At 57.2% G+C, this 20,926-nt stretch carries 21 protein-coding genes and 5 tRNA genes; 20 read left to right on the top strand and 6 right to left on the bottom strand.

Annotated elements, in window-relative coordinates:
* Positions 1 to 36 precede the first annotated feature (36 nt).
* Together asd and rsgA are read right to left on the bottom strand one after the other, a co-directional pair.
* Complete coding sequence (asd, locus tag ACLEIV_RS09355) at positions 37 to 903, bottom strand: archaetidylserine decarboxylase (protein ID WP_410456505.1); 867 nt, start codon at positions 901 to 903, stop codon at positions 37 to 39.
* Between the two features lie 21 nt (positions 904 to 924).
* Positions 925 to 1,959 carry a small ribosomal subunit biogenesis GTPase RsgA gene (gene rsgA / locus ACLEIV_RS09350; protein ID WP_410456381.1) on the bottom strand — a complete coding sequence of 345 codons (1,035 nt, stop codon included), beginning with the start codon at positions 1,957 to 1,959 and terminating at the stop codon, positions 925 to 927.
* Between the two features lie 88 nt (positions 1,960 to 2,047).
* Here rsgA and orn point away from each other — a divergent pair, with 88 nt between their 5' ends.
* The 6 genes from orn to ACLEIV_RS09320 all read left to right on the top strand — a co-directional run bounded on the left by orn (position 2,048) and on the right by ACLEIV_RS09320 (position 3,321).
* The gene (gene orn, locus ACLEIV_RS09345) at positions 2,048 to 2,593 is read left to right on the top strand and encodes an oligoribonuclease (protein WP_410456380.1); all 546 of its coding nucleotides are present in this window, start codon (positions 2,048 to 2,050) and stop codon (positions 2,591 to 2,593) included.
* 144 nt (positions 2,594 to 2,737) lie between these two features.
* Positions 2,738 to 2,813, top strand: a tRNA-Gly gene (locus ACLEIV_RS09340).
* Between the two features lie 51 nt (positions 2,814 to 2,864).
* Positions 2,865 to 2,940 (top strand) — tRNA-Gly (locus tag ACLEIV_RS09335).
* Between the two features lie 51 nt (positions 2,941 to 2,991).
* Positions 2,992 to 3,067, top strand: a tRNA-Gly gene (locus ACLEIV_RS09330).
* A gap of 51 nt (positions 3,068 to 3,118) precedes the next feature.
* A tRNA-Gly gene (locus ACLEIV_RS09325) sits at positions 3,119 to 3,194 on the top strand.
* 51 nt (positions 3,195 to 3,245) lie between these two features.
* Positions 3,246 to 3,321: transfer RNA gene (locus ACLEIV_RS09320), tRNA-Gly, on the top strand.
* A 182-nt stretch (positions 3,322 to 3,503) separates the two neighbouring features.
* Here the strand turns inward: ACLEIV_RS09320 and queG are convergent.
* The gene (queG, locus tag ACLEIV_RS09315; protein ID WP_410456379.1) at positions 3,504 to 4,631 is read right to left on the bottom strand and encodes a tRNA epoxyqueuosine(34) reductase QueG; all 1,128 of its coding nucleotides are present in this window, start codon (positions 4,629 to 4,631) and stop codon (positions 3,504 to 3,506) included.
* Between queG and ACLEIV_RS09310 the strand changes: the two genes are divergently transcribed.
* The 10 genes from ACLEIV_RS09310 to ACLEIV_RS09265 all read left to right on the top strand — a co-directional run bounded on the left by ACLEIV_RS09310 (position 4,630) and on the right by ACLEIV_RS09265 (position 15,905).
* Positions 4,630 to 6,165 (top strand): NAD(P)H-hydrate dehydratase, encoded by a 1,536-nt coding sequence (locus tag ACLEIV_RS09310; RefSeq protein ID WP_410456378.1) that lies wholly within the window; start codon positions 4,630 to 4,632, stop codon positions 6,163 to 6,165. The two genes, queG and ACLEIV_RS09310, sit on opposite strands and share 2 nt — an antisense overlap.
* Entirely contained in the window at positions 6,128 to 6,595 is a 468-nt protein-coding gene (gene tsaE / locus ACLEIV_RS09305) for a tRNA (adenosine(37)-N6)-threonylcarbamoyltransferase complex ATPase subunit type 1 TsaE (protein WP_410456377.1), read from the top strand. Before ACLEIV_RS09310 ends, tsaE begins: the two co-directional genes overlap by 38 nt.
* On the top strand, positions 6,592 to 7,905 hold the full coding sequence (locus ACLEIV_RS09300) for an N-acetylmuramoyl-L-alanine amidase (protein WP_410456376.1): 1,314 nt from the start codon (positions 6,592 to 6,594) through the stop codon (positions 7,903 to 7,905). The genes tsaE and ACLEIV_RS09300 overlap by 4 nt, the downstream gene beginning before the upstream one ends.
* A gap of 1 nt (position 7,906) precedes the next feature.
* Positions 7,907 to 9,748 (top strand): DNA mismatch repair endonuclease MutL, encoded by a 1,842-nt coding sequence (gene mutL / locus ACLEIV_RS09295; RefSeq protein WP_410456375.1) that lies wholly within the window; start codon positions 7,907 to 7,909, stop codon positions 9,746 to 9,748.
* On the top strand, positions 9,738 to 10,682 hold the full coding sequence (miaA, locus tag ACLEIV_RS09290; RefSeq protein ID WP_410456374.1) for a tRNA (adenosine(37)-N6)-dimethylallyltransferase MiaA: 945 nt from the start codon (positions 9,738 to 9,740) through the stop codon (positions 10,680 to 10,682). Before mutL ends, miaA begins: the two co-directional genes overlap by 11 nt.
* 35 nt (positions 10,683 to 10,717) lie before the next feature.
* Positions 10,718 to 10,984 carry an RNA chaperone Hfq gene (gene hfq / locus ACLEIV_RS09285; protein ID WP_410456373.1) on the top strand — a complete coding sequence of 89 codons (267 nt, stop codon included), beginning with the start codon at positions 10,718 to 10,720 and terminating at the stop codon, positions 10,982 to 10,984.
* 75 nt (positions 10,985 to 11,059) lie between these two features.
* Positions 11,060 to 12,346, top strand: a complete 1,287-nt coding sequence (gene hflX, locus ACLEIV_RS09280; protein ID WP_410456372.1) for a ribosome rescue GTPase HflX — start codon at positions 11,060 to 11,062, stop codon at positions 12,344 to 12,346.
* 46 nt (positions 12,347 to 12,392) lie between these two features.
* The gene (gene hflK / locus ACLEIV_RS09275; RefSeq protein WP_410456371.1) at positions 12,393 to 13,562 is read left to right on the top strand and encodes an FtsH protease activity modulator HflK; all 1,170 of its coding nucleotides are present in this window, start codon (positions 12,393 to 12,395) and stop codon (positions 13,560 to 13,562) included.
* A gap of 3 nt (positions 13,563 to 13,565) precedes the next feature.
* On the top strand, positions 13,566 to 14,456 hold the full coding sequence (hflC, locus tag ACLEIV_RS09270; protein ID WP_410456370.1) for a protease modulator HflC: 891 nt from the start codon (positions 13,566 to 13,568) through the stop codon (positions 14,454 to 14,456).
* Between the two features lie 132 nt (positions 14,457 to 14,588).
* Positions 14,589 to 15,905 (top strand): adenylosuccinate synthase, encoded by a 1,317-nt coding sequence (locus tag ACLEIV_RS09265; RefSeq protein WP_410456369.1) that lies wholly within the window; start codon positions 14,589 to 14,591, stop codon positions 15,903 to 15,905.
* A 158-nt stretch (positions 15,906 to 16,063) separates the two neighbouring features.
* Here the strand turns inward: ACLEIV_RS09265 and ispB are convergent, their stop codons facing one another.
* Positions 16,064 to 17,038, bottom strand: coding sequence for an octaprenyl diphosphate synthase (ispB, locus tag ACLEIV_RS09260; RefSeq protein WP_410456368.1), 975 nt, complete (start codon positions 17,036 to 17,038; stop codon positions 16,064 to 16,066).
* Positions 17,039 to 17,272: 234 nt separating this feature from the next.
* Between ispB and rplU the strand changes: the two genes are divergently transcribed.
* From rplU to folA, 4 genes are all read left to right on the top strand, one after another.
* Positions 17,273 to 17,584, top strand: coding sequence for a 50S ribosomal protein L21 (gene rplU / locus ACLEIV_RS09255; RefSeq protein WP_188630616.1), 312 nt, complete (start codon positions 17,273 to 17,275; stop codon positions 17,582 to 17,584).
* Between the two features lie 17 nt (positions 17,585 to 17,601).
* Positions 17,602 to 17,859 (top strand): 50S ribosomal protein L27, encoded by a 258-nt coding sequence (gene rpmA, locus ACLEIV_RS09250; protein WP_104487426.1) that lies wholly within the window; start codon positions 17,602 to 17,604, stop codon positions 17,857 to 17,859.
* Positions 17,860 to 17,978: 119 nt separating this feature from the next.
* A complete protein-coding gene (cgtA, locus tag ACLEIV_RS09245; RefSeq protein WP_410456367.1) occupies positions 17,979 to 19,148 on the top strand; it encodes an Obg family GTPase CgtA in 1,170 nt (389 codons plus the stop codon).
* Positions 19,149 to 19,151: 3 nt separating this feature from the next.
* Positions 19,152 to 19,649 carry a type 3 dihydrofolate reductase gene (gene folA, locus ACLEIV_RS09240; protein ID WP_410456366.1) on the top strand — a complete coding sequence of 166 codons (498 nt, stop codon included), beginning with the start codon at positions 19,152 to 19,154 and terminating at the stop codon, positions 19,647 to 19,649.
* 85 nt (positions 19,650 to 19,734) lie between these two features.
* Here folA and ACLEIV_RS09235 read toward each other — a convergent pair whose 3' ends face one another.
* Both ACLEIV_RS09235 and apaG read right to left on the bottom strand, forming a co-directional pair.
* Positions 19,735 to 20,550 (bottom strand): symmetrical bis(5'-nucleosyl)-tetraphosphatase, encoded by an 816-nt coding sequence (locus ACLEIV_RS09235; protein WP_410456365.1) that lies wholly within the window; start codon positions 20,548 to 20,550, stop codon positions 19,735 to 19,737.
* Positions 20,550 to 20,924, bottom strand: coding sequence for a Co2+/Mg2+ efflux protein ApaG (gene apaG / locus ACLEIV_RS09230; protein ID WP_410456364.1), 375 nt, complete (start codon positions 20,922 to 20,924; stop codon positions 20,550 to 20,552). Before apaG ends, ACLEIV_RS09235 begins: the two co-directional genes overlap by 1 nt.
* Positions 20,925 to 20,926: the final 2 nt, after the last annotated feature.

Genomic DNA, 20,926 nt, shown 5'->3' with positions numbered 1-20,926 from the left:
GGCCGCGGCTACCGACTCGGGCCGCGGCTGTTCAGGTTAATCCTGATTCAGTCTGCCAAATTCGGTTCCCATACGAGTAGGGGTGCCGGGCAGCAGGCTTTCGGACAGTGTAACTTTGTCGGGAGCAAACAGACAGACCACGGTACTGCCCAGTTTGAAGCGACCCATTTCGTCGCCCTTGGCCAGGCGAGGAGCGGTGGCCGGGTCGTAATCCCAGCGCTGAATCCGCTTGCCGGCAGGCGGGGTGACGGTGCCGGCCCAGACGGTTTCGATGCTGGCAACGATAGTCGCCCCCACCAGCACCAGTGCCATGGGGCCGGCCGGAGTATCGAAAATGCACACTACCCGCTCGTTGCGGGCAAACAGCTCGGGCACGCGGGAGGCGGTCAGCGGATTGACCGAGAACAGCTTACCGGGCACGTAAATCATGCTTTTCAGCACGCCGTCGACCGGCATGTGGATACGGTGATAATCCTTCGGCGCCAGATAGATGGTGGCGAAGTCGCCGCCCATGAAGGGCTCGGCCAGCGCCTTGTCACCACCCAGTAAGGCGCGGGCGCTGTAATCGTGGCCTTTGGCCTGAATGATACGGCCCTGAGATATGGGCGCGAGCTGGCTGATGGCACCGTCTACCGGCATGGCGAGCACTTCGTCGTTCTCAACCAGTGGGCGGGCGTCTTCTTTCAGGGCGCGGGTAAAGAAGTCGTTGAAGCTGGCGTAGTGGGCCGGGTTTTCATGTTGGGCCTCGCTCATGTCCACCCGATACTGGCGGATGAAACGACGGATCAGCCACTGGGTCAGCCGGCCGCCTTCCATTGCGGCCAGGCGGCCAACGAGACGGGAAAACAGATGCTTGGGAAGCAGGTATTGCAGCAGAATTTTCAAATGGTCTGTCATGGTGATTCCGAAAAATGACGGTGATAATCAGGCCGTAGGATGATGGCGTGTTGGCTTGTCGGCCATGGCATCCATGATGCGCATGTAGCTTTCGAAGCGTTCGGGATGAATGTGGCCCTCTTCTTTCGCTTGCTGCAACAGGCAACCGGGATCGGTGCGGTGTTTGCAGTCGCGAAAGCGGCAGCCACCGAGGTAGTCCCTAAATTCGCGGAAACACCAGGCTACCCGTTCCGGTGCCAGATGCCACAGCGAGAATTCGCGAATACCGGGAGAGTCGATCAGTGAGCCGCCGGACGGGAAATGATAGAGGCGGGCGGTGGTGGTGGTGTGCTGACCCAGCCCGGAGTTATCGGACACGGCACCGGTCACGGCCTCAACTTCGGGCATCACCGCATTGACCAGCGACGATTTACCCACACCGGACTGACCGACGAAGATACTGGTGTGGTGGTTGAATGCCTGCTTGAGTTCTTCCAGGCCTTCGCCGGTATCGCAACTGACCAGCAGTACCTGATAACCAATATCGCGATAACGCTGCAGCGCCTGTTCGGCCTGCTGGCGCTGTTCTGTGCTGAGCAAGTCGACCTTGTTCAGCACTATCATCGGCGGCATTTCGACGTCTTCGGCGGCGACCAGGTAGCGATCGATGACATGACAGCTCAGTTCGGGCAGCACCGAGGATACCAGTACTATCTGGCTGATATTGGCGGCGACCGGCTTGATGCCGTCGTAGAAGTCGGGGCGAGTCAGCACGGTTTGCCGAGGGTGTACCGCTTCCACCACGCCGCTGATGCCCTGAGTGGTATCGAGACCCGGGCGCCAGACCACGCGATCGCCGGTGACCAGCGACGACAGGGTACGCCGCATGTTACAGCGATGAACCTGTTGTTCGCTGTCTTCGATATCCGCATGCTGACCGAACCGGCTGATCACCAGCCCATCCTGCTGGGGACCGAGCTGGCTGTCATCTATGGTGTCTGCCGGTTTGCGTTTCAGGCGGCGACTGTGATTATCACTGACCCGTCGAGACTGGCCTTTGCTGAGTTTTCTTCTCTTGGTCACGATATCCTCGAACCTGCTTTCATTGCCGGCTATGATACACTTTCCCGTTAGAACTTGTCCCTATTGCCACCGAGCTTCGAGAGATAACATGAGCCAAAACGCAGAAAACCTGGTCTGGATTGATCTGGAGATGACCGGCCTGGAGCCGGATGAACACAAAATTATCGAAATCGCCAGCATCATTACCGACAAAGAGCTGAATGTGCTGGCCGAAGGGCCGGTGTTGGCTATCCATCAAAGCGAGGCCGAACTGGCCAGGATGGACGACTGGAATGTGCGTACTCATACCGGCTCCGGACTGGTGGCGCGGGTACAGGCGAGCAAGGTAACCGAAGAAGATGCGGTAGCGCAGACACTGGCGTTTTTACGTGAGTGGGTACCGGAGCAGGCGTCACCGCTGTGTGGCAACTCCATCGGTCAGGACCGGCGTTTTCTGGTACGGCACATGCCGACGCTGGAAGCCTTCTTCCATTACCGCAATGTGGATGTCAGCACCGTCAAGGAGCTGGTGCGTCGCTGGCAGCCGGCATTACTGGATCAATTCACCAAAAAAGGCAGCCATCAGGCACTGGACGATATTCGCGAGTCCATCGCCGAACTGCAGTTCTACCGTGAAACGGTGTTCAAGATATAAGCGGGTTTTGCTCTTGTGCCGATGTTTTCGCCAAACGGAAAGAGAGTGAGAAAAAATTCTTGCATTCGATTAATCGGCTCGTATAATTCGCCTCCCGTAGCCAGTCGCAATTGTGAAGCAAGCCGCTGCCTACAAAAGAAATCTGCGGGAATAGCTCAGCTGGTAGAGCACAACCTTGCCAAGGTTGGGGTCGCGAGTTCGAATCTCGTTTCCCGCTCCAAATTGAAGACATGGGTTACCAGACCGGTGTTTTAAAAAGTTAAGAAATTTTGCGGGAATAGCTCAGCTGGTAGAGCACAACCTTGCCAAGGTTGGGGTCGCGAGTTCGAATCTCGTTTCCCGCTCCAAATTAAGATGGTATTGCTACCAGAGCGATATTGAGTATTGCAAAGTGTTTTGCGGGAATAGCTCAGCTGGTAGAGCACAACCTTGCCAAGGTTGGGGTCGCGAGTTCGAATCTCGTTTCCCGCTCCACATCAAGACGGTATTGCTACCAGAGCGATATTGAGTATTAAAAAGTGTTTTGCGGGAATAGCTCAGCTGGTAGAGCACAACCTTGCCAAGGTTGGGGTCGCGAGTTCGAATCTCGTTTCCCGCTCCAAATTAAGACGGTATTGCTACCAGAGCAATATTGACTATTAAAAAGTGTTTTGCGGGAATAGCTCAGCTGGTAGAGCACAACCTTGCCAAGGTTGGGGTCGCGAGTTCGAATCTCGTTTCCCGCTCCAAATACAAAAAAACCGACCTGATGGTCGGTTTTTTTGTATTTGTCTCTTTATCAGGTACTTACTCATCCACCTCATTAATGTAACGGAGCCGCCTGTTGGCGTCGCCTTCGGACAACTCGGTGTTGCCTCTGGAGCTGAAGTTCAACGAACAAGCAGATACTTAATTGGGTTGATACATGTCATCAACGGGCGTGTTTGGGCATGCCCTTGTCCACCGCCCGGATCAGCCGCTCTGTCTTGCGATCCACCTGTGCCAGTTTTGCCCGCTGCCGGGCCAGCGCCCAGTCGATATGCTCCTGTACCATCTCATCTACTGCCTCCCGTTTTTGCTCCAGTGCGTCGACGGTGGCCGGACTGGCCGGGGCATTGCCCAGTGCGATGGCGATATTGCGCTGCCAGCGACGATGGCCGATGCGGCGGATGGGACTGCCTTCGGTCTGCTTGAGGAAGTGGGCTTCGCTCCAGTCGAACAGTGCCAGCAACTCGGGGGTATGCAGGTTGTCCCGCGCGGAAAAATCCGGCTCGCGGCTGGCATCGGCGAAGCGATTCCAGGGGCAGATCAGCTGGCAGTCGTCACAGCCGTAGATGCGGTTACCCATCAGCGGGCGAAGATCTTCCGGTATGGGACCGTCCAGCTCTATGGTGAGGTAGGAGATACAGCGACGGGCATCTACCACATAGGGAGCGACGATGGCGCCGGTGGGGCAGGTGGTGATGCAGGCCACGCATTTACCGCAGCCTTCTTCCACTGGCTGGTCGATGGGCAGGGGCAGGTTGACCAATAATTCGCCGAGAAAGAAAAAGGAGCCCTGCTGGCGATTGATCAGCAACGAGTGCTTGCCGGCCCAGCCCAGACCGGCCTTGGCCGCCAGCGGTCGCTCCAGCACCGGCGCGGAGTCGACAAAGGGGCGGGCAACCAGATCGCTGGCCCGCAGCTCGATTTTATCGGCCAGCCTCTTCAGACGCTGCCGCAGCACCTTGTGATAATCCCGCCCCAGGGCATAGCGGCTGATATAGCCCAGATCCGGGCTGCTCAGCACCCGGGCGATGGCGGCCTGCTCCGGCAGATAGTTCATGCGCACCGAGATGACTCTCAGGGTGCCGGGCAACAACTCGTGGGGGCGTGCGCGCATCATACCGTGGCGGGCCATATAGTCCATTTCACCGTGATAGCCCTTGTCCAGCCAGTCGGCCAGCAGCGGCTCATGCTCGGTGAGATCGGTATCGGTAATACCCACCTGGTCAAAGCCTAGCTCTGCTGCCCAGAGCTTGATATCGTGAGCCAAAGTCTCAAAGTCGGGAGCTGTCATGGGCATCATCGGTCTGGAAAAGCCTCACAGCTTAACACAGTCACTGTGGACATCGGAGCAGATCCGGGCCGGAGAGCGGCAATCGGCGGCGGCCTGTGGTATGACGATGTTCGAGCTGATGAGCCGGGCCGGACAGGCGCTATTTGAACTGGCCCGTGCCCGCTGGCCCGATGCCCGGTACTGGTGGGTGTTGACCGGCGGCGGCAATAACGGCGGTGATGGCTATGTGGTGGCCCGGCTGGCCCGGGCGGCCGGCATTCGGGTGCAACTGGTACAAATGGGCGATGCCGAACGGCTGAGTGGCGATGCGGCCACTGCCCGGGATTATTATCGGGCCGATGGTGGTGCCATCGACAGCCTGAATGCATTACAGGGCACGCCGGATTTGATCATCGATGCCTTGCTCGGCACCGGTCTCGGCGGTGACGTAAGGAAAAGCGCCCGGCGTCATATTCAGCTTATCAACCAAACCCCCGTTCCGGTGCTGGCGGTGGACTTGCCGTCCGGGCTCTGTGCCGATACCGGCCGCATACTGGGAACGGCAGTCGAGGCGGAGGTGACGTTGTCTTTTGTCGGCTTGAAACCCGGTTTACTGACCGGGCGCGGGCCCGATGTGACCGGCCAGGTGCTGCTGGCTGATTTGGGTATTCAGCCGCTATTGAACCAGACACCGGTCGCCACCCTTATGCACTGGAAGCAGGTGCGACGGCAATTGCCCAGGCGCCGACGCGGTGCCCACAAGGGAGAGGTCGGACGCTTGTTGGTGGCTGGTGGCAATGCCGGTATGAACGGTGCCGTCCGCCTGGCAGGTGAAGCGGCGCTACGTTGCGCCACCGGACTGGTGCGGCTGCTCAGCCATCCGGTCCATGCGCATTTGCTTAATTTAACGCGACCCGAGCTGATGACGGCGGCTTTTCCAGACTTTGCTGACTGGCACTGGGGGGATGCCCTGGTGCTGGGCCCCGGACTGGGACGAGATGCCTGGTCTAAGGATCTGTTTGAGGCCTCACTGGAGACAGATAGGCCCATGGTGATTGATGCGGACGGGCTCTGGTGGCTGGCTCTCCGTCGTAACGACCTGCCGGTGAGACGGCCCTGGGTGCTGACGCCTCACCCGGGTGAGGCGGCGATGCTGCTGGGCTGCAAGACCAGCGATATCGAGGCAGACAGGCTGGCGGCGGTGCGGGCCATTCAGCAACAATATGGTGGCGTGGTGGTATTGAAAGGTGCCGGCTCTTTGATCGCGGATGAGCACCATGTCAGATTATGTCATTATGGTCATCCCGGCATGGCGTCGGGCGGGATGGGAGATTTGTTATCTGGTATAATCGGCGCCTTTATGGCCCAGGGACTGACTCCCTGTCACGCTGCCTCGGTGGCGGTGTGTCTTCATGGCCTGGCCGGTGACAGTGCGGCCAACGATGGCGGTATGCTCGGATTATTGGCATCGGATTTACTCTCTCCACTCAGAAGTCTTATTAATCAAGATGATGAACATGACAACAAACACTCTGACCCTGACGCTTGCCGATGAGCAAGACACCCTGGCGTTGGGCACACAATTGGCGCAGTCCTGTTGCGAGGCGCTCATTATTTTTCTGCATGGTGAGCTGGGGGCGGGGAAGACGACCCTGAGCCGGGGGATCATTCAGTCCCTGGGGCATGAAGGAAAGGTGAAAAGCCCGACTTACACTCTGGTCGAGCCCTACCAGGTGGGAGGCTGGCAAGTATATCACTTCGACTTGTATCGTCTGGCCGACCCGGAAGAACTGGAATACATGGGTATTCGTGATTATTTTACCCCCGACAGCCTGTGTCTGGTGGAATGGCCGCAACGTGGCCATGGCATGCTGCCGCCGCCGGATCTGGAAGTCACACTAAAATACGAAGGTGTGCAACGGCTGGCATTAATGGAAGCCCGCACCCCGGCTGGAGTGGCGTTACTGGAGAAAATAAAAACGTGAAGTCGATACTGGCATTTTTCTGTTTGTGGTTCAGCGTATCGGCCTGGGCAAACCAGCTTGAGAGTATCCGCATCTGGCCGTCGCCGGAGAATACCCGCATCGTGCTCGATATGGGGACGGTGCCAGCCTATGAATATTTTATGCTCAATGGGCCCCATCGGCTGGTGGTGGATCTGAGCCGGACCCAGAGCCGGGTCAAGTTTTCCGCCATCAACAACAACAGCGAGTTGATCACCAAAATTCGGGACAGCAAGCCCCCTGTAGCAAGCAGTTATCGCCTGGTCTTCGAGTTGAAATCCGGGGTCAAGCCGGTGGTCTTTCCGTTGGCTCCGGCCGGTGACTACGGTCATCGACTGGTGATCGATCTGCCTTATGCCGACAAGAGCCGGGCCCCGCAGCCGGTCGCGCGCAAGGCCGCTCCGGTTGGGCAGAGAGAAATTGTCATCGCCATCGATCCGGGGCACGGCGGAGAGGATCCGGGAGCCATAGGGCCGAGGAAAAACCAGGAAAAACACATTACTCTCTCCATTTCTCGCCGTCTGGCCGCTCTCATCAACAAGGAGCCGGGCATGCGGGCGGTGCTGACCCGTTCCGGTGATTATTACGTTAACCTCAACCGGCGCTCCGATATTGCCCGCAAGGGCAAGGCCGATTTACTGCTGTCCATTCATGCGGACAGCGTGGCCAACAGCGGCCCTCGCGGCGCCTCGGTCTGGGTGTTGTCGTCCAATCGGGCCAACCGGGAAATGGCCGGCTGGCTGGAAAAACAAGAACGTCAGTCGGAGCTTCTTGGCGGTGTGGGGGAGGTGATTTCCCAGACCGACGGCAACCCTTATCTGACCCGTACCTTCCTCGATTTGTCGATGGACAGGTCCCGGGCCGACAGTTACGCCATCAGCGAACATATTCTGTCCGCCATGGGCAAGGTGGTGAGATTGCACAAGAGCAGGCCTGAGCATGCCAGCCTGGCGGTGCTCAAGTCGCCGGACATTCCTTCACTGCTGATTGAGGCGGGTTTCATTTCCAACCCGGAGGAAGAGCGCCTGTTGCTTAGCGCATCACACCAGCAGAAGGTGGCCCAGGCAGTATTCAACGGAGTGAAATCCTATTATCGACAAAACCGGCCGGGCGCCCCCATGGTGGCCGGCCAGCCATCCGGCCCTGCACGTCAGCACAAGGTGCGAAGCGGCGAGAGCCTGTCACTGATTGCCCAGCGTTACGGCGTCAGCGTCAGCCGGCTGAAAGGACACAACAACCTGAAGTCCGATGTGGTGCGCAGCGGCCAGGTGCTGAATATTCCCGGGAGCTGATATGCCAATCCAGATACTGCCGGCCCGGCTGGCCAACCAGATCGCCGCCGGTGAGGTGGTGGAACGACCGGCTTCGGTGGTGAAAGAGCTGGTGGAAAACAGCCTGGATGCAGGGGCAACCCGCATCGAGGTCGATATCGAGAAGGGCGGCGCCAAGCTGATCCGTATCCGTGACAACGGCTGTGGCATCGGCAAGGACGAACTGACACTGGCATTGTCGCGCCATGCCACTTCCAAGGTCAGTACCCTGGAAGATCTGGAGCAGATCCTGAGCCTGGGCTTTCGCGGCGAGGCCCTGGCCTCGATAAGCTCGGTATCGCGGCTGACGCTGACCTCAAGACCGGCCGAGCAAAGCGAGGCCTGGCAGGCGATGGCTTCCGGCCGGGACATGGAGGTCATACTTCAGCCGGCGTCGCATCCTCTGGGCACCACACTAGAAGCGAGCGATCTGTTTTTCAATACCCCGGCGCGGCGCAAATTCATGCGTACCGAAAAAACCGAATTCGGTCATATCGATGAGGTGATCCGCCGCATTGCCCTGAGTCGCTTCGACGTCGATCTGGTGTTGCGTCACAACGGCAAGCAGGTACGCCAGTACCGGGCGGGTCGGCTGCCGTCCCAGCAGGACAAGCGGCTGGCGGCGGTGTGTGGCCCGGCCTTCATGAACTCGGCGCTGAAGCTCGACAGCGAGCACCACGGCCTGCGGTTATGGGGCTGGCTGGCGCCGCCGAGCGCGGCCCGGGCCCAGCCTGATGTGCAATATACCTATGTGAATGGCCGCATGATGCGAGACAAACTGCTCAATCATGCGGTGCGTCAGGCCTACGGCGATCGCCTGCCCGCCGAGGGGCATGCGGCCTTTGTGCTCTATCTGGAGCTGGATGCGCGGGAGGTAGACGTAAACGTGCATCCGGCCAAGCATGAGGTGCGTTTTCATCAGTCCCGGCTGGTGCATGACTTTATTTGCCAGGTGTTGCTGCAGGTACTGGAGCGGCAACAGCTACCGCAACCCAGCGTCGATACCGACACCGGCGAGGTGGAGGAATCGTTTGGGGTGACGGCCCCGGTATCTGAGTCTTCGGACACTCACCGAGAATCGGTCAGCTATCAGGCTCCTCGTCATGGCTATGGCGGCGGCATGTCTGCACGCGAGTCTCGGCCGGGTACTATCGGTCGTGGTGAATGGCAGGGCATCGATGGCCTGCTGACCACGGTGGCAGCCGAACAGGATACGGCCTCATCTGACGTGCAGACACCGTATTTATCGTCATCCGCGCATGATGCCGGCGTACTGCAGGCAGGCCTCGAACATGGCCAACCACTGCTGCTGGTCAAGGAGCGAGGCCTGGTGGTGCTGTATCGGCAAGGCCTCTGGCTCTGCGATCTCAACCGGGCCAGCGCCTACGCCGATGGTCTGGCCCTGCTCGAAGTCTGGCAACAGGGACTGACTCCGCAGCCGCTGTTGTTGCCCATCCGCATTGCCCTCGACTCAAGGCAGCAGGCGGCATTGGAACGGCATCAGGCGCAGTTGCAAAAGTTAGGCATAGAGTTGAAAACCGCTGCCGGCGACACCATTATTCTGACCCGGGTGCCGCAACCGTTGCGTCATGCGGATCTGGCTCGTCTGTTCCCCGAATTACTGGCGCGGCTGGATCGGGAGGCAGAACCATGGTCCCTTTGTCAGTGGCTGGCCGAACAGGGAACCTCTGACCGACAACCATGGTCCATGATCGAGGCGATGACCTTGTGGCAGCAACTGCAGCCGGACATGCCGGATGAGCTGCCGTTTCTGCAGCCGGTGGCGATAGAGCAACAACTAGACAGGTGGACAGATGGGGATTGAACCCCTTGCAATCTTTTTGATGGGCCCCACGGCATCGGGCAAAACCAGCCTGGCCATGGAGCTGTGCCGGGAACTGCCCTGTGAGCTGATCAGCGTCGATTCGGCGTTGGTGTACCGGGGGATGGATATCGGTACCGCCAAGCCCACGGCCGACGAGCAGGCCGCGACCCCCCATCGGTTGATCGATTTACTGGATCCTGCAGAGGCCTATTCTGCCGCCGATTTTCGGCGTGACGCCCTGGCAGCCATGGCCGAGATTTCGGCTGCCGGCCGGATTCCGCTGCTGGTCGGCGGCACCATGCTCTATTTCAAGGCCCTGCTGGAGGGACTGTCTCCCTTGCCCGGTGCCGATGCGACCGTGAGAGCCCAAATTGAATCAGAGGCCCGGCAATATGGCTGGAACAGACTGCACGATCAACTGGCCGACATAGATCCGGTGGCGGCGGCGCGAATTCACCCCAACGATCCACAGCGGCTGTCCCGGGCGCTGGAAGTTTTTCGTATTTCCGGTAAAACGCTCACAGAATTAACGCAGAGCAAGGGTGATCCCTTGCCTTACAAAGTGTTACAGTTTGCGATTGCACCCGGCGATCGGGCCGAGCTGCATCGGCGTATTGCCGAACGTTTTCGGCAGATGCTGTCTCAGGACTTCGAACAGGAGGTTCGGACGCTCCATGAGCGAGGTGATTTGCATCCCGATTTGCCGTCTATTCGTTGTGTCGGCTATCGACAGATGTGGGATTACCTGAACGGGGTTGTCGGCTATGATGAAATGGTGGAACGCGGTATTGCCGCCACCCGCCAGTTGGCCAAGCGGCAGCTGACCTGGCTCAGGGGATGGCCGGATCTGCAATGGCTGGATACCGATAATAAAGAGGTTTGCCATGACGTGATTGCACAGATCAGGCAGGCCCAACACGAAAGACAACAATAACAATTTTTATAATGACAAAAGATAAGGACAACAAGATGGCTAAGGGACAATCTTTGCAGGACCCGTTTCTGAATGCGCTGCGACGAGAGCGGGTCCCCGTCTCTATTTATCTGGTGAATGGCATCAAGTTGCAGGGACAGGTAGAGTCATTCGACCAATTCGTTATTCTGCTTAAAAATACCGTCAGTCAGATGGTGTACAAGCATGCCATTTCGACCGTGGTACCCGCCAGGCCGGTGCATTTAGTGACGCCACCAACCGGTGGCGCCGAACCCGCCGAACCGGAACAGGACCAGGATTGATCTTGATTCTCCATTCCCTGCTGCCTTGTTGCAGCCTCTTGCCGCGCGCATGCTCTGAAAGACGGAGGACACCCCTTGTTTGAGCGTTATCAAGGCGGCGAATCCGCCATTCTGGTTCATGTCGATTTTTCCGATGACAGTGAACGGGAAGATCTTGAAGAGCTGGAATTACTGACCGACTCCGCCGGGGTAACCACCTGTGCGGTACTGACGGGTAGCCGGGGTTCTCCCCAGCCTAAATTCTTTATCGGTACCGGCAAGGTGGACGAGCTGGCGGCTCTGGTGCAGATGCATCAGGCCGATGTGGTGATCTTCAACCATAGTCTGAGCCCGGCCCAGGAACGTAACCTGGAGCGGGAAGTGAAATGCCGGGTGCTGGACCGTACCGGTCTTATCCTGGATATTTTCGCCCAGCGGGCCCGTACCCACGAAGGCAAGCTGCAGGTTGAACTGGCCCAGTTGCGCCATTTATCGACCCGGCTGATCAGAGGTTGGACCCACCTGGAGCGACAGAAAGGCGGTATCGGCCTGCGTGGCCCCGGTGAAACCCAGTTGGAAACCGATCGTCGTTTGCTGCGTGAACGCATCAAGTATATTCAGAAACGACTGGAAAAAGTGTCCCGCCAGCGCGAGCAGGGGCGGCGCGCGCGCAAGCGTAACGAGATCCCGACCCTGTCGCTGGTGGGTTATACCAACGCCGGCAAGTCGACCTTGTTCAATAGAATCACTCAAGCCGGGGTTTATGCAGCAGATCAGCTGTTTGCCACCCTGGATCCGACCCTGCGCAAGGTTGAGTTGCCCGATGCCGGCTCGGTGATCCTGGCCGATACCGTCGGTTTTATCCGTCATCTGCCCCATGATCTGATCGCCGCCTTCAAGGCCACGCTGCAGGAAACCCGTGATGCGGATTTGCTGCTGCACGTGGTGGACTGTGCCGATGAGCAGATGCGAGAGAATATCGACGAAGTCAATTCGGTGCTTGAACAGATTGAAGCCGACGAAATACCCGTGCTGATGGTGTTCAACAAGATAGACAAGCTGGAGCAACCCAGCAGCCGTGTCGAGCTGGATGAGCAGGGGCAGCCCAGAGCCGTCTGGCTGTCGGCGCAAGAAGCACTGGGCATAGAGGAGTTGCTGGACGCCCTGAACCAATTGTTGGCCGGGGTGTTGGTGGAACATCGACTGACCCTGCCGCCATCGGCGTCCAGGCTGCGCAGTCGACTCTATGCCATGAACGGAGTCGTGAATGAATCGTTCGGGGAGCAGGGAGAATTTGTGGTTGATATCCGGTTGCAGCAGGCCGATTGGCATCGACTGCTTAAACAGGAAGATGAAGAGCTAGCGCGCTTTATAAGCGATTGATTGCTTGGTAAAGTTACTTTTATAAACCAGAAAGACGGAGAGACAAATGGCTTGGAATGAGCCTGGAAATGGTGGCAAAGACCGTGATCCCTGGGGGAATAACGGCAAGCAACAGGGTGGTCCGCCAGATCTGGATCAGGTTATTCGTAACCTGAGTAGTAAATTAGGTGGCTTGCTGGGTCGTAGTGGCACCGGCTCCGGCGGTGGTGGCATTGGCTCCTTCGGCATTGTGGTGGGTCTGGTGATAGCCCTGGTAGTCTGGGTGGTCAGCGGTTTCTATACCATAGGTGAAGCCCAGCGCGGCGTGGTACTGCGTTTCGGTAACTACTATCAGACCGTAGAGCCGGGCCTGAGCTGGAAGGCGACCTTTGTCGACCGGGTCTTTCCGGTAGATGTGGAAACCGTGCGTTCTCAGCCGGCATCCGGTTTTATGCTGACCCGGGATGAAAACCTGGTTCGCGTCGAAATGGATGTGCAGTACCGGGTACTTGAACCACGTGACTATCTGTTCAACGTAACCAATGCGGATGACAGCCTGCACCAGGCGCTCGACAGTGCCCTGCGTTTTGTCGTGGGTCACAGCACCATGGATGATGTACTGACCGTGGGTCGTGAACGCGTGCGTCAGGAGACCCGTGAGCTGCTTGAGCAGATTATCGAACCTTATCAGCTGGGTCTGGCGGTGCTGGATCTCAACTTCCTGCCGGCGCGTCCGCCGGAAGAAGTGAAAGATGCCTTCGATGATGCGATTGCCGCACAGGAAGACGAACAGCGCTTTATCCGGGAAGCCGAAGCCTATGCCCGTGAAATCGAGCCCAAGGCCCGGGGTCAGGTTCAGCGTCTGCTGCAGGAAGCCGAAGCGTATAAAGAGCAGATTTCCCTGCGCGCCGAAGGTGAGGTGGCTCGCTTCCGTGAGTTGCTACCCCAGTATCAGGAACAACCCAAGCTGACCCGCGACCGTATCTACCTGGAAACCATGGAAGAGATCTACAGCAAGGTCAACAAGGTGATTGTGGATACACCGGAAGGCAATAACAGCCTGCTTTATCTGCCGCTGGACAAGCTGGCCGAGCAGAATGCCAACCGTGCCACCCGGGTCGATCCCAATATCATCACTTCCGATTATCTGAACGGTAATGTGCCTGCCAGTCAGGACAGTGGACAACTCAGACCCGGTTCCGATAGAAGTTCCATTCGTCCGACAGGGAGAAACTAAGCGATGAAAAGAGTATTAATCGTTGTTCTTGCCCTGGTTGCTATCGTGCTCTACTCCTCGATATTTGTGGTGGTAGAAGGCGAGCGGGGCATAGTGCTGCAGTTCGGCAAGGTAAAGCGGGAGCAGGGCTCTGATCTGCCTACCGTGTATGAGCCGGGTCTGCACTTCAAGGTGCCGATGATCGATCAGGTACGCAAGCTGGATGCGCGTATTCAGACTCTGGACGATCAGGTGGATCGCTTTGTGACCTCGGAGAAGAAAGACTTGATCATCGACTCCTACGTCAAGTGGCGCATCGACAACTTCGCCAACTACTATCTGGCGACCGGTGGCGGTAATCGCCTGCAGGCCGAAAGCCTGCTGCGTCGTCGGATCAACAACAGCCTGCGTTCCGAAATCGGTAGCCGCACCATTCGCGACATCGTGTCCGGTGAACGGGGCGACGTGATGGAAAGCGCCTTGCGTGGTTTGCTGGAGTCGTCCTCTGAACTGGGGATCAAGGTGGTGGACGTGCGGATCAAGCAGATCAACCTGCCGACCGAAGTATCCAACTCCATCTACCAGCGCATGAGAGCCGAGCGAACAGCCGTGGCCCGTGAACACAGATCCCAGGGTCGTGAGCAGGCCGAGATTATCAAGGCCGAAGCCGACCGTCGGGTGACGGTGATGATCGCCGAAGCCCAGCGTAACTCTCGCACCCTTCGGGGTCAGGGGGATGCCTCTGCGGCGAGTATCTACGCGAATGCCTACTCGGCGGATCCGGAGTTTTTCAGCTTTATCCGCAGCCTGGAAGCCTATCGCAAGAGCTTCGAGCAGGGAGGCGATATGATGATCCTCAAGCCAGATGGCGATTTCTTCCGTTATCTCAAGGATCCTTCGGGGCAACCTCAGTAAAATCAAAAGCCCGGGCAACCGGGCTTTTTTCTGCCTGACATATTCAGCTAAAGCCGGGTTTATCATGTTCCGACCTTGGTTAAAATTTGATAGACTCCATTTTTAATAACTTAACAGTTAGTGAAAGGAAAAATGGGACAAAACGTTGTTGTACTTGGCACCCAGTGGGGTGACGAAGGCAAGGGTAAGGTCGTAGACCTCCTTACTGACAAGGCCCGTTATGTTGTGCGCTATCAAGGCGGACACAATGCCGGTCATACCCTGGTCATCGATGGTAAGAAAACCGTTCTCCATCTTATTCCATCAGGCATTCTGCGTGATAACTGTACCTGCATCATTGCCAATGGTGTGGTGTTGTCGCCGGAAGCCTTACTGAAAGAAATGGCCGGTCTGGAAGCCAGCGGTGTGCCGGTGCGCAAGCGCCTGGTGCTAAGCGAAGCGTGCCCGTTGATCCTTCAGTATCATGTTGCGATGGATGTGGCCCGGGAAGAAGCCCGTGGCGCCAAAGCCATCGGTACCACGGGTCGCGGTATCGGTCCGGCCTATGAAGACAAGGTCGCCCGTCGCGGTTTGCGCGTCGGTGACTTGTCCAACATGGACACCTTTGCCATTAAGCTGAAAGAAGTGGTCGAATACTACAACTTCCAGCTCACCGGTTTTTACGGTGTTGAAGCCGTCTCTTTTGATGACGTACTGGAGCAGGCCAAGGGTTATGCCGAGCTGCTGACTAGCATGGTAGTGGATGTGACCGACGTACTGGACAAGGCACGCATCAGGGGTGACAAGATCATGTTCGAAGGTGCCCAGGGCACCCTGCTGGACATCGATCACGGTACCTATCCTTATGTGACTTCCTCCAACACCACCGCCGGTGGCGTGGCGACTGGCTCCGGCTTTGGCCCCTGCTATCTGGACTATGTGCTCGGTATCATCAAGGCCTATACCACTCGCGTGGGCTCTGGCCCTTTCCCTACCGAGCTTTACGACGGCCAAGAGAAGCTGGATGCAGACGGTAAACACCTGGGTACTGTGGGCCATGAATTTGGTGCTACTACCGGTCGTTTACGCCGCACCGGCTGGTTGGACATAGTGGCGATTAAGCGCGCTATTCAGGTGAACTCTATTTCCGGCTTCTGTCTGACCAAACTGGATGTACTGGATGGTCTGAAAGAAGTGAAGATCTGCGTCGGCTATAAAATGCCGGATGGTTCTGTCAAGGATGTGCCGCCCATGGCCGCCGAAGACTATGAAACCGTGACGCCGGTATATGAGTCCATGCCCGGCTGGAGTGACAATACCTTTGGTGTGGTCACGGTTGAAGGCCTGCCTCAGGCTGCCCGTGATTATATCAAGCGTATCGAAGCGCTGACCGGTGTACCGATAGATATCATTTCTACCGGTCCCGACCGTGATGAGACCATGATCCTGCGTCATCCTTTCGACGCTTGATTTCAAAACTCAGTCGCTTATTAAAAACGCCAGCCTCAAGGGGCTGGCGTTTTTTTATTGGGCTCGATAAAGTGAGGGGAAAAGGGTGAGGCGTAAGGAGAAAGGCCTCTCAGCCCTGGCGCTTCACTCCTTACCCCTCACTCCTAACACTTCACAGCTTAACTGCTGCGTTCTACCGCCATATGGGCCAGGGCGATTAGCGCCGACTTGTGCTCGGAGTCGGGCAGTATGTCCAGGCTGTCGATGGCTTTCCGGGCTTCATCCTGCGCCCGCTGCTGGCTGTATTCCAGTGCCCGGGTATCGGCCAGGATAGCCATGATTTCGTCGAGATGATCCATGCCGGTCCGGTTGACGATGGCGTCGCGAATGCGTTCCCGTTGAGTGTCATTACCCACGGCCATGGCGTGCAGCAGCGGTAGCGTCGGTTTGCCCTCGGCCAGATCGTCACCCACGTTCTTGCCCATGTCGTGGCTATCCGAGCTGTAGTCCATGATGTCGTCTACCAGCTGGAAGGCGGTGCCCAGGTATTTGCCGTAGTCGAGCATGGCCTGCTCGATCTCGGGCGGCTGATGAGTGAGTACGGCGGCCAGACGGGTGGCCGCCTCGAACAGCTTGGCGGTTTTGCAGTAGATCACCTGCATATAGCTGTCTTCGGTGGTATCCGGATCGTTGCAGTTCATCAACTGCAGCACCTCGCCTTCGGCGATGATATTGGTGGCCTCGCTCAGGATATTCATGATTCTCATGTTATCCAGCTCGGTCATCATCTGAAAGGCGCGGGTGTAGAGAAAGTCACCGACCAGCACGCTGGCGGCATTGCCAAACAGGGCGTTGGCTGTATCCCGGCCCCGACGCAGATCCGACTCGTCTACTACATCATCGTGCAGCAGGGTGGCGGTATGAATAAATTCGATGATGGCCGCGAGGCTGATATGGGCCTCGCCTTCATAGCCAAGGGCTCGGGCCGCAAGCACGGTCAGTTGGGGGCGCATGCGCTTGCCGCCGGCACCGACGATATAGAAGCCCAGTTGATTGATCAGGGCCACGTCCGATTGCAGTCGGGACATAATCAAATCGTTGACCGATCGCATATCCAGCTCGGTCAATTGTTTTATATTATTTATATTTATCATAAAGTTATCAGCCGAATAATGCTGTCTAAAGCCATTGGTGCTAGGATTTTACACTATTTGCCAAAGGGATAAAGCCGCCCGGTCGCGCTTTGGATTTTATGCGGACGAGACTGATTTTTTTATGGTTGCGTACTTGTCTCGGCATATCAATCTGCGTACAATACGCGACCATTGTAGAACAGTTTTAGTGCACGGCCCGAAGAGGGTAAAAGTGCCAGAATCGGAGTTATAATCATGTACGCGGTAATCCAAAGCGGCGGAAAACAGCACCGAGTAGCCGAAGGGCAGGTGATACGTCTGGAAAAGCTGGATGTTGAAACTGGCGCTTCTGTCGAATTCGACAAAGTGCTGATGGTTGCTCAAGGTGAAGATGTTAAAGTTGGTGTTCCTTACATCGACGGTAGCAAGGTTGTTGCAGAAGTCGTAGCTCACGGTCGTGGCAAGAAAGTCAAGATCGTCAAGTTCCGTCGTCGTAAGCACTCTCGCAAACAGCAGGGTCATCGTCAGTGGTTCACTGAAGTGAAGATCACTGGTATCAGCGCCTAAGAGGGGAGTTAAGTTCCATGGCACATAAAAAAGCAGGCGGCTCAACTCGTAACGGTCGCGATTCAGAAAGCAAACGTCTTGGTGTTAAGCGTTTTGGCGGTGAAAATGTCCTGGCGGGCAACATCATCGTACGTCAGCGCGGTACCAAGTTCCACGCCGGCGACAACGTAGGCCTGGGCAAAGATCATACTCTGTTCGCCAAAGCCGACGGCAAGGTGAAGTTTGAGATTAAAGGTCCCAAGAACCGCAAGTTCGTTAGCATTGTAGCTGAGTAAGCTGCAAGCAGGACTTAAAAAAGCCCCGCCAACCGGCGGGGCTTTTTGTTTTACAGGAAAGCACATTCGGCTTCGAACCGGATAAACTGGGCTCAGAAAGCGAATGGGAGAGTAATACAATGAAATTTGTTGATGAAGCGGAAATCCGGGTTGAAGCCGGTGATGGCGGTAACGGCTGTGTTAGCTTCCGTCGCGAAAAATATATACCCAATGGCGGACCGGATGGTGGCGATGGCGGTGATGGTGGCGATCTTTATATGCTGGCCGACGAGAACCTCAATACTCTGATCGACTATCATTTCGAGCGTTTTCACCGCGCCGAACGAGGGGAAAATGGTCGTAGCAGTAACTGTACCGGCAAGCGCGGTCAGGATCTGGTGCTGAAGGTACCGGTGGGTACCCGCGCCAAGGATGAAATGACCGGGGAAATCCTTGGCGATATGACCCGTCATGGCCAGAAACTGCTGGTGGCGAAGGGAGGCTTTCACGGCCTGGGCAATGCGCGTTTCAAAAGCTCGGTGAACCGGGCGCCAAGGCAGAAGACCAATGGTACGCCGGGTGAAATACGCAATCTGTTGCTGGAGTTGCTGTTGCTGGCCGATGTGGGCCTGCTGGGCCTGCCCAATGCCGGCAAGTCGACCTTTATCCGCGCCGTCTCTGCCGCCAAGCCCAAGGTAGCCGATTATCCCTTTACCACTCTGGTACCTAATCTGGGCGTGGTGCGTTGCGATGGTCACAAGAGCTTTGTGGTTGCCGATATTCCCGGTTTGATCGAAGGCGCGGCCGATGGTGCCGGCCTGGGGATCCGTTTCCTCAAGCATCTGGAGCGTTGTCGGGTGCTGCTGCACATGATCGACGTGCTGCCGGTTGATGAGTCCGATCCGGCAGATAATGCGGACATCATCGTCAATGAGCTGATCCAGTACAGCGATGCCCTGGCCGCCAAGCCGCGCTGGCTGGTATTCAATAAGCTGGATCTGGTGCTGGAAGATGAAGCCGAAGCCACCATACAGCGTGTGATTGAGCTGTTGGACTGGAAGGGCCCCGTGTTCCGCATCAGCGCCATCGGTAAAGAAGGCACCAAGGAGCTGACTCAGGCGCTGATGAGCTTCCTGGATGAGAACCCTCGTACCCAGAAAGAGCTGGAAGATGCTCGTGAGCCGGTCAACTTCAAATGGGATGAATATCATCAGGCCACGCTGACCGAAAACACCGAATCGGCTGACGATGACGATGATGACTGGGATGATGAAGACGACGACGGCCATGTGGTCTATACTCGGGAATAATCCATGATAGTGTCGCTGATCGTGGCGATGACCCGGGAGCGGGTCATCGGTAAAGATAACCGTATGCCCTGGCATCTGCCGGCGGATCTGGCTTATTTCAAGCAAACGACACTGGGCAAGCCGGTGGTGATGGGGCGTAACACCTTCGACTCCATCGGCAAGCCGCTGCCCGGGCGGCGTAATATCATCGTCAGCACTCGCCTGACCGAGGCGCCGGCGGGGACCGAACTGGTTTCCTCTCCGGCCGATGCCCTGGCGCTGCTGAAGGATGAAACCGAAGTGATGATCATCGGTGGAGGCCAGTTGTATGGGGCCTTTATGCCGTTGGCACATAGGTTGTACCTGACCCGAATAGAAGCCAGCCTGGAAGGGGATACTTATTTCTTTCTGGTTGAATCAGACTGGCAGTTGGTATCGGAGCAGCTACGGCCGGCAGATGAGCGCAATGTCCATGACTGTCGTTTTCAGTTGTATGAAAAAGTGAGGGGTAAAGAGTCGTAAGGAGTGAGGTAAAAACGACACACAAACCTGATTGGTTCGGTTGGTGTCCTCATGTCCCAGCCCCAGATTTTTCCCTCAGGGGTTCTCAGGCATAAGCCGGGCAGGGAGTGGCGATACGCTCTCCGCTCTCCCAGTGCAATATCGTCAGACTTCCTCCCCAGACACAGCCGGTATCCAGTGCATGAATACCGGCTGTGTCGCATTTGCCTTCCAATGCCGCCCAGTGACCGAAGATCAGCGGCGGATCCCGGTGAGCCTGGCGTAACTTGAACCAGGGTATCAGTGCCGACGGTGCATCGGCCAATGCAGCCTTGTGCTCGAAGTCGAGACGACCATCCGGGTGGCACAGTCGCATGCGGGTAAAGGCATTAATGGTGTAGCGCAACTGTTCTGTATCGGACAGCCCCGGCTGCCAGTCATCCGGCTGGTTGCCATACATCTGTTGCAGCCGTTCTTGATAGTGGGTTGAGCCTAATTCGGCCTCGGCCTGTCGCGCCGCGGTGCGGGCCTGCGCTATGTTCCACCGGGGAGGCAGACCCGCATGGCTCATGGCAAAGCCATGTTGCTCATGTTCGGCCAGCAGCGGCCGATGGCGCAGCCAGTACAACAGATCGGCCCTGTCGGTCGCCTGTAATATCTCGTCGACCCGGTCGGCAGCCTTGGGCCTGCGGATGCCGTGAGCCACCGCCAGCAGGTGCAAATCGTGATTACCCAGCACTGTGATGGCGGCATTACCGAGGGAGATGACCCGGCGCAGGCAGCCCAGTGAGTCCGGGCCGCGAGCCACCAGGTCGCCGGTGAGCCAGAGCTGGTCTCGGGAAGGATTGAAGGCTACCTCGGCCAGCAGTTGATTCAGCTCCGTCAGGCAGCCCTGCAGATCGCCAATCAGATAGGTAGCCATCAGTTGATCAGGTTGGGCAGGGCGAGACGAAAGGCGTCGATCGGTGCCTGGAACTCGCGACCGTCTTCCCGGGTCATGGTATAGCTGCCTTCCATGACGCCAACCGGAGTTTCCAGGCTGACGCCACTGGTGTAGGTATATTCTTCCCCCGGCGCTATATTCGGTTGTTCACCCACCACGCCGTTGCCTTCCACTTCGATTATCTTGCCGTTGGCATCGGTGATCACCCAGCGACGGCTGATCAGTCTGACTCTTTCATCACCACGGTTACGAATGGTAATGGTGTAGGCAAACACATAATGCTGCTCATCGGGCACTGAGCGGTCGGCCAGATAGCGGGGTTGTGTGGTAATATGAATCGCGCCGGGGGTCATGG

Source organism: Oceanisphaera submarina (assembly GCF_046521305.1).
Taxonomy (GTDB): Bacteria; Pseudomonadota; Gammaproteobacteria; order Enterobacterales; family Aeromonadaceae; genus Oceanimonas; species Oceanimonas submarina.
The sequence above is the reverse complement of the archived record's forward strand: the minus strand, read 5'-3'. Positions and strand labels throughout refer to the sequence as shown.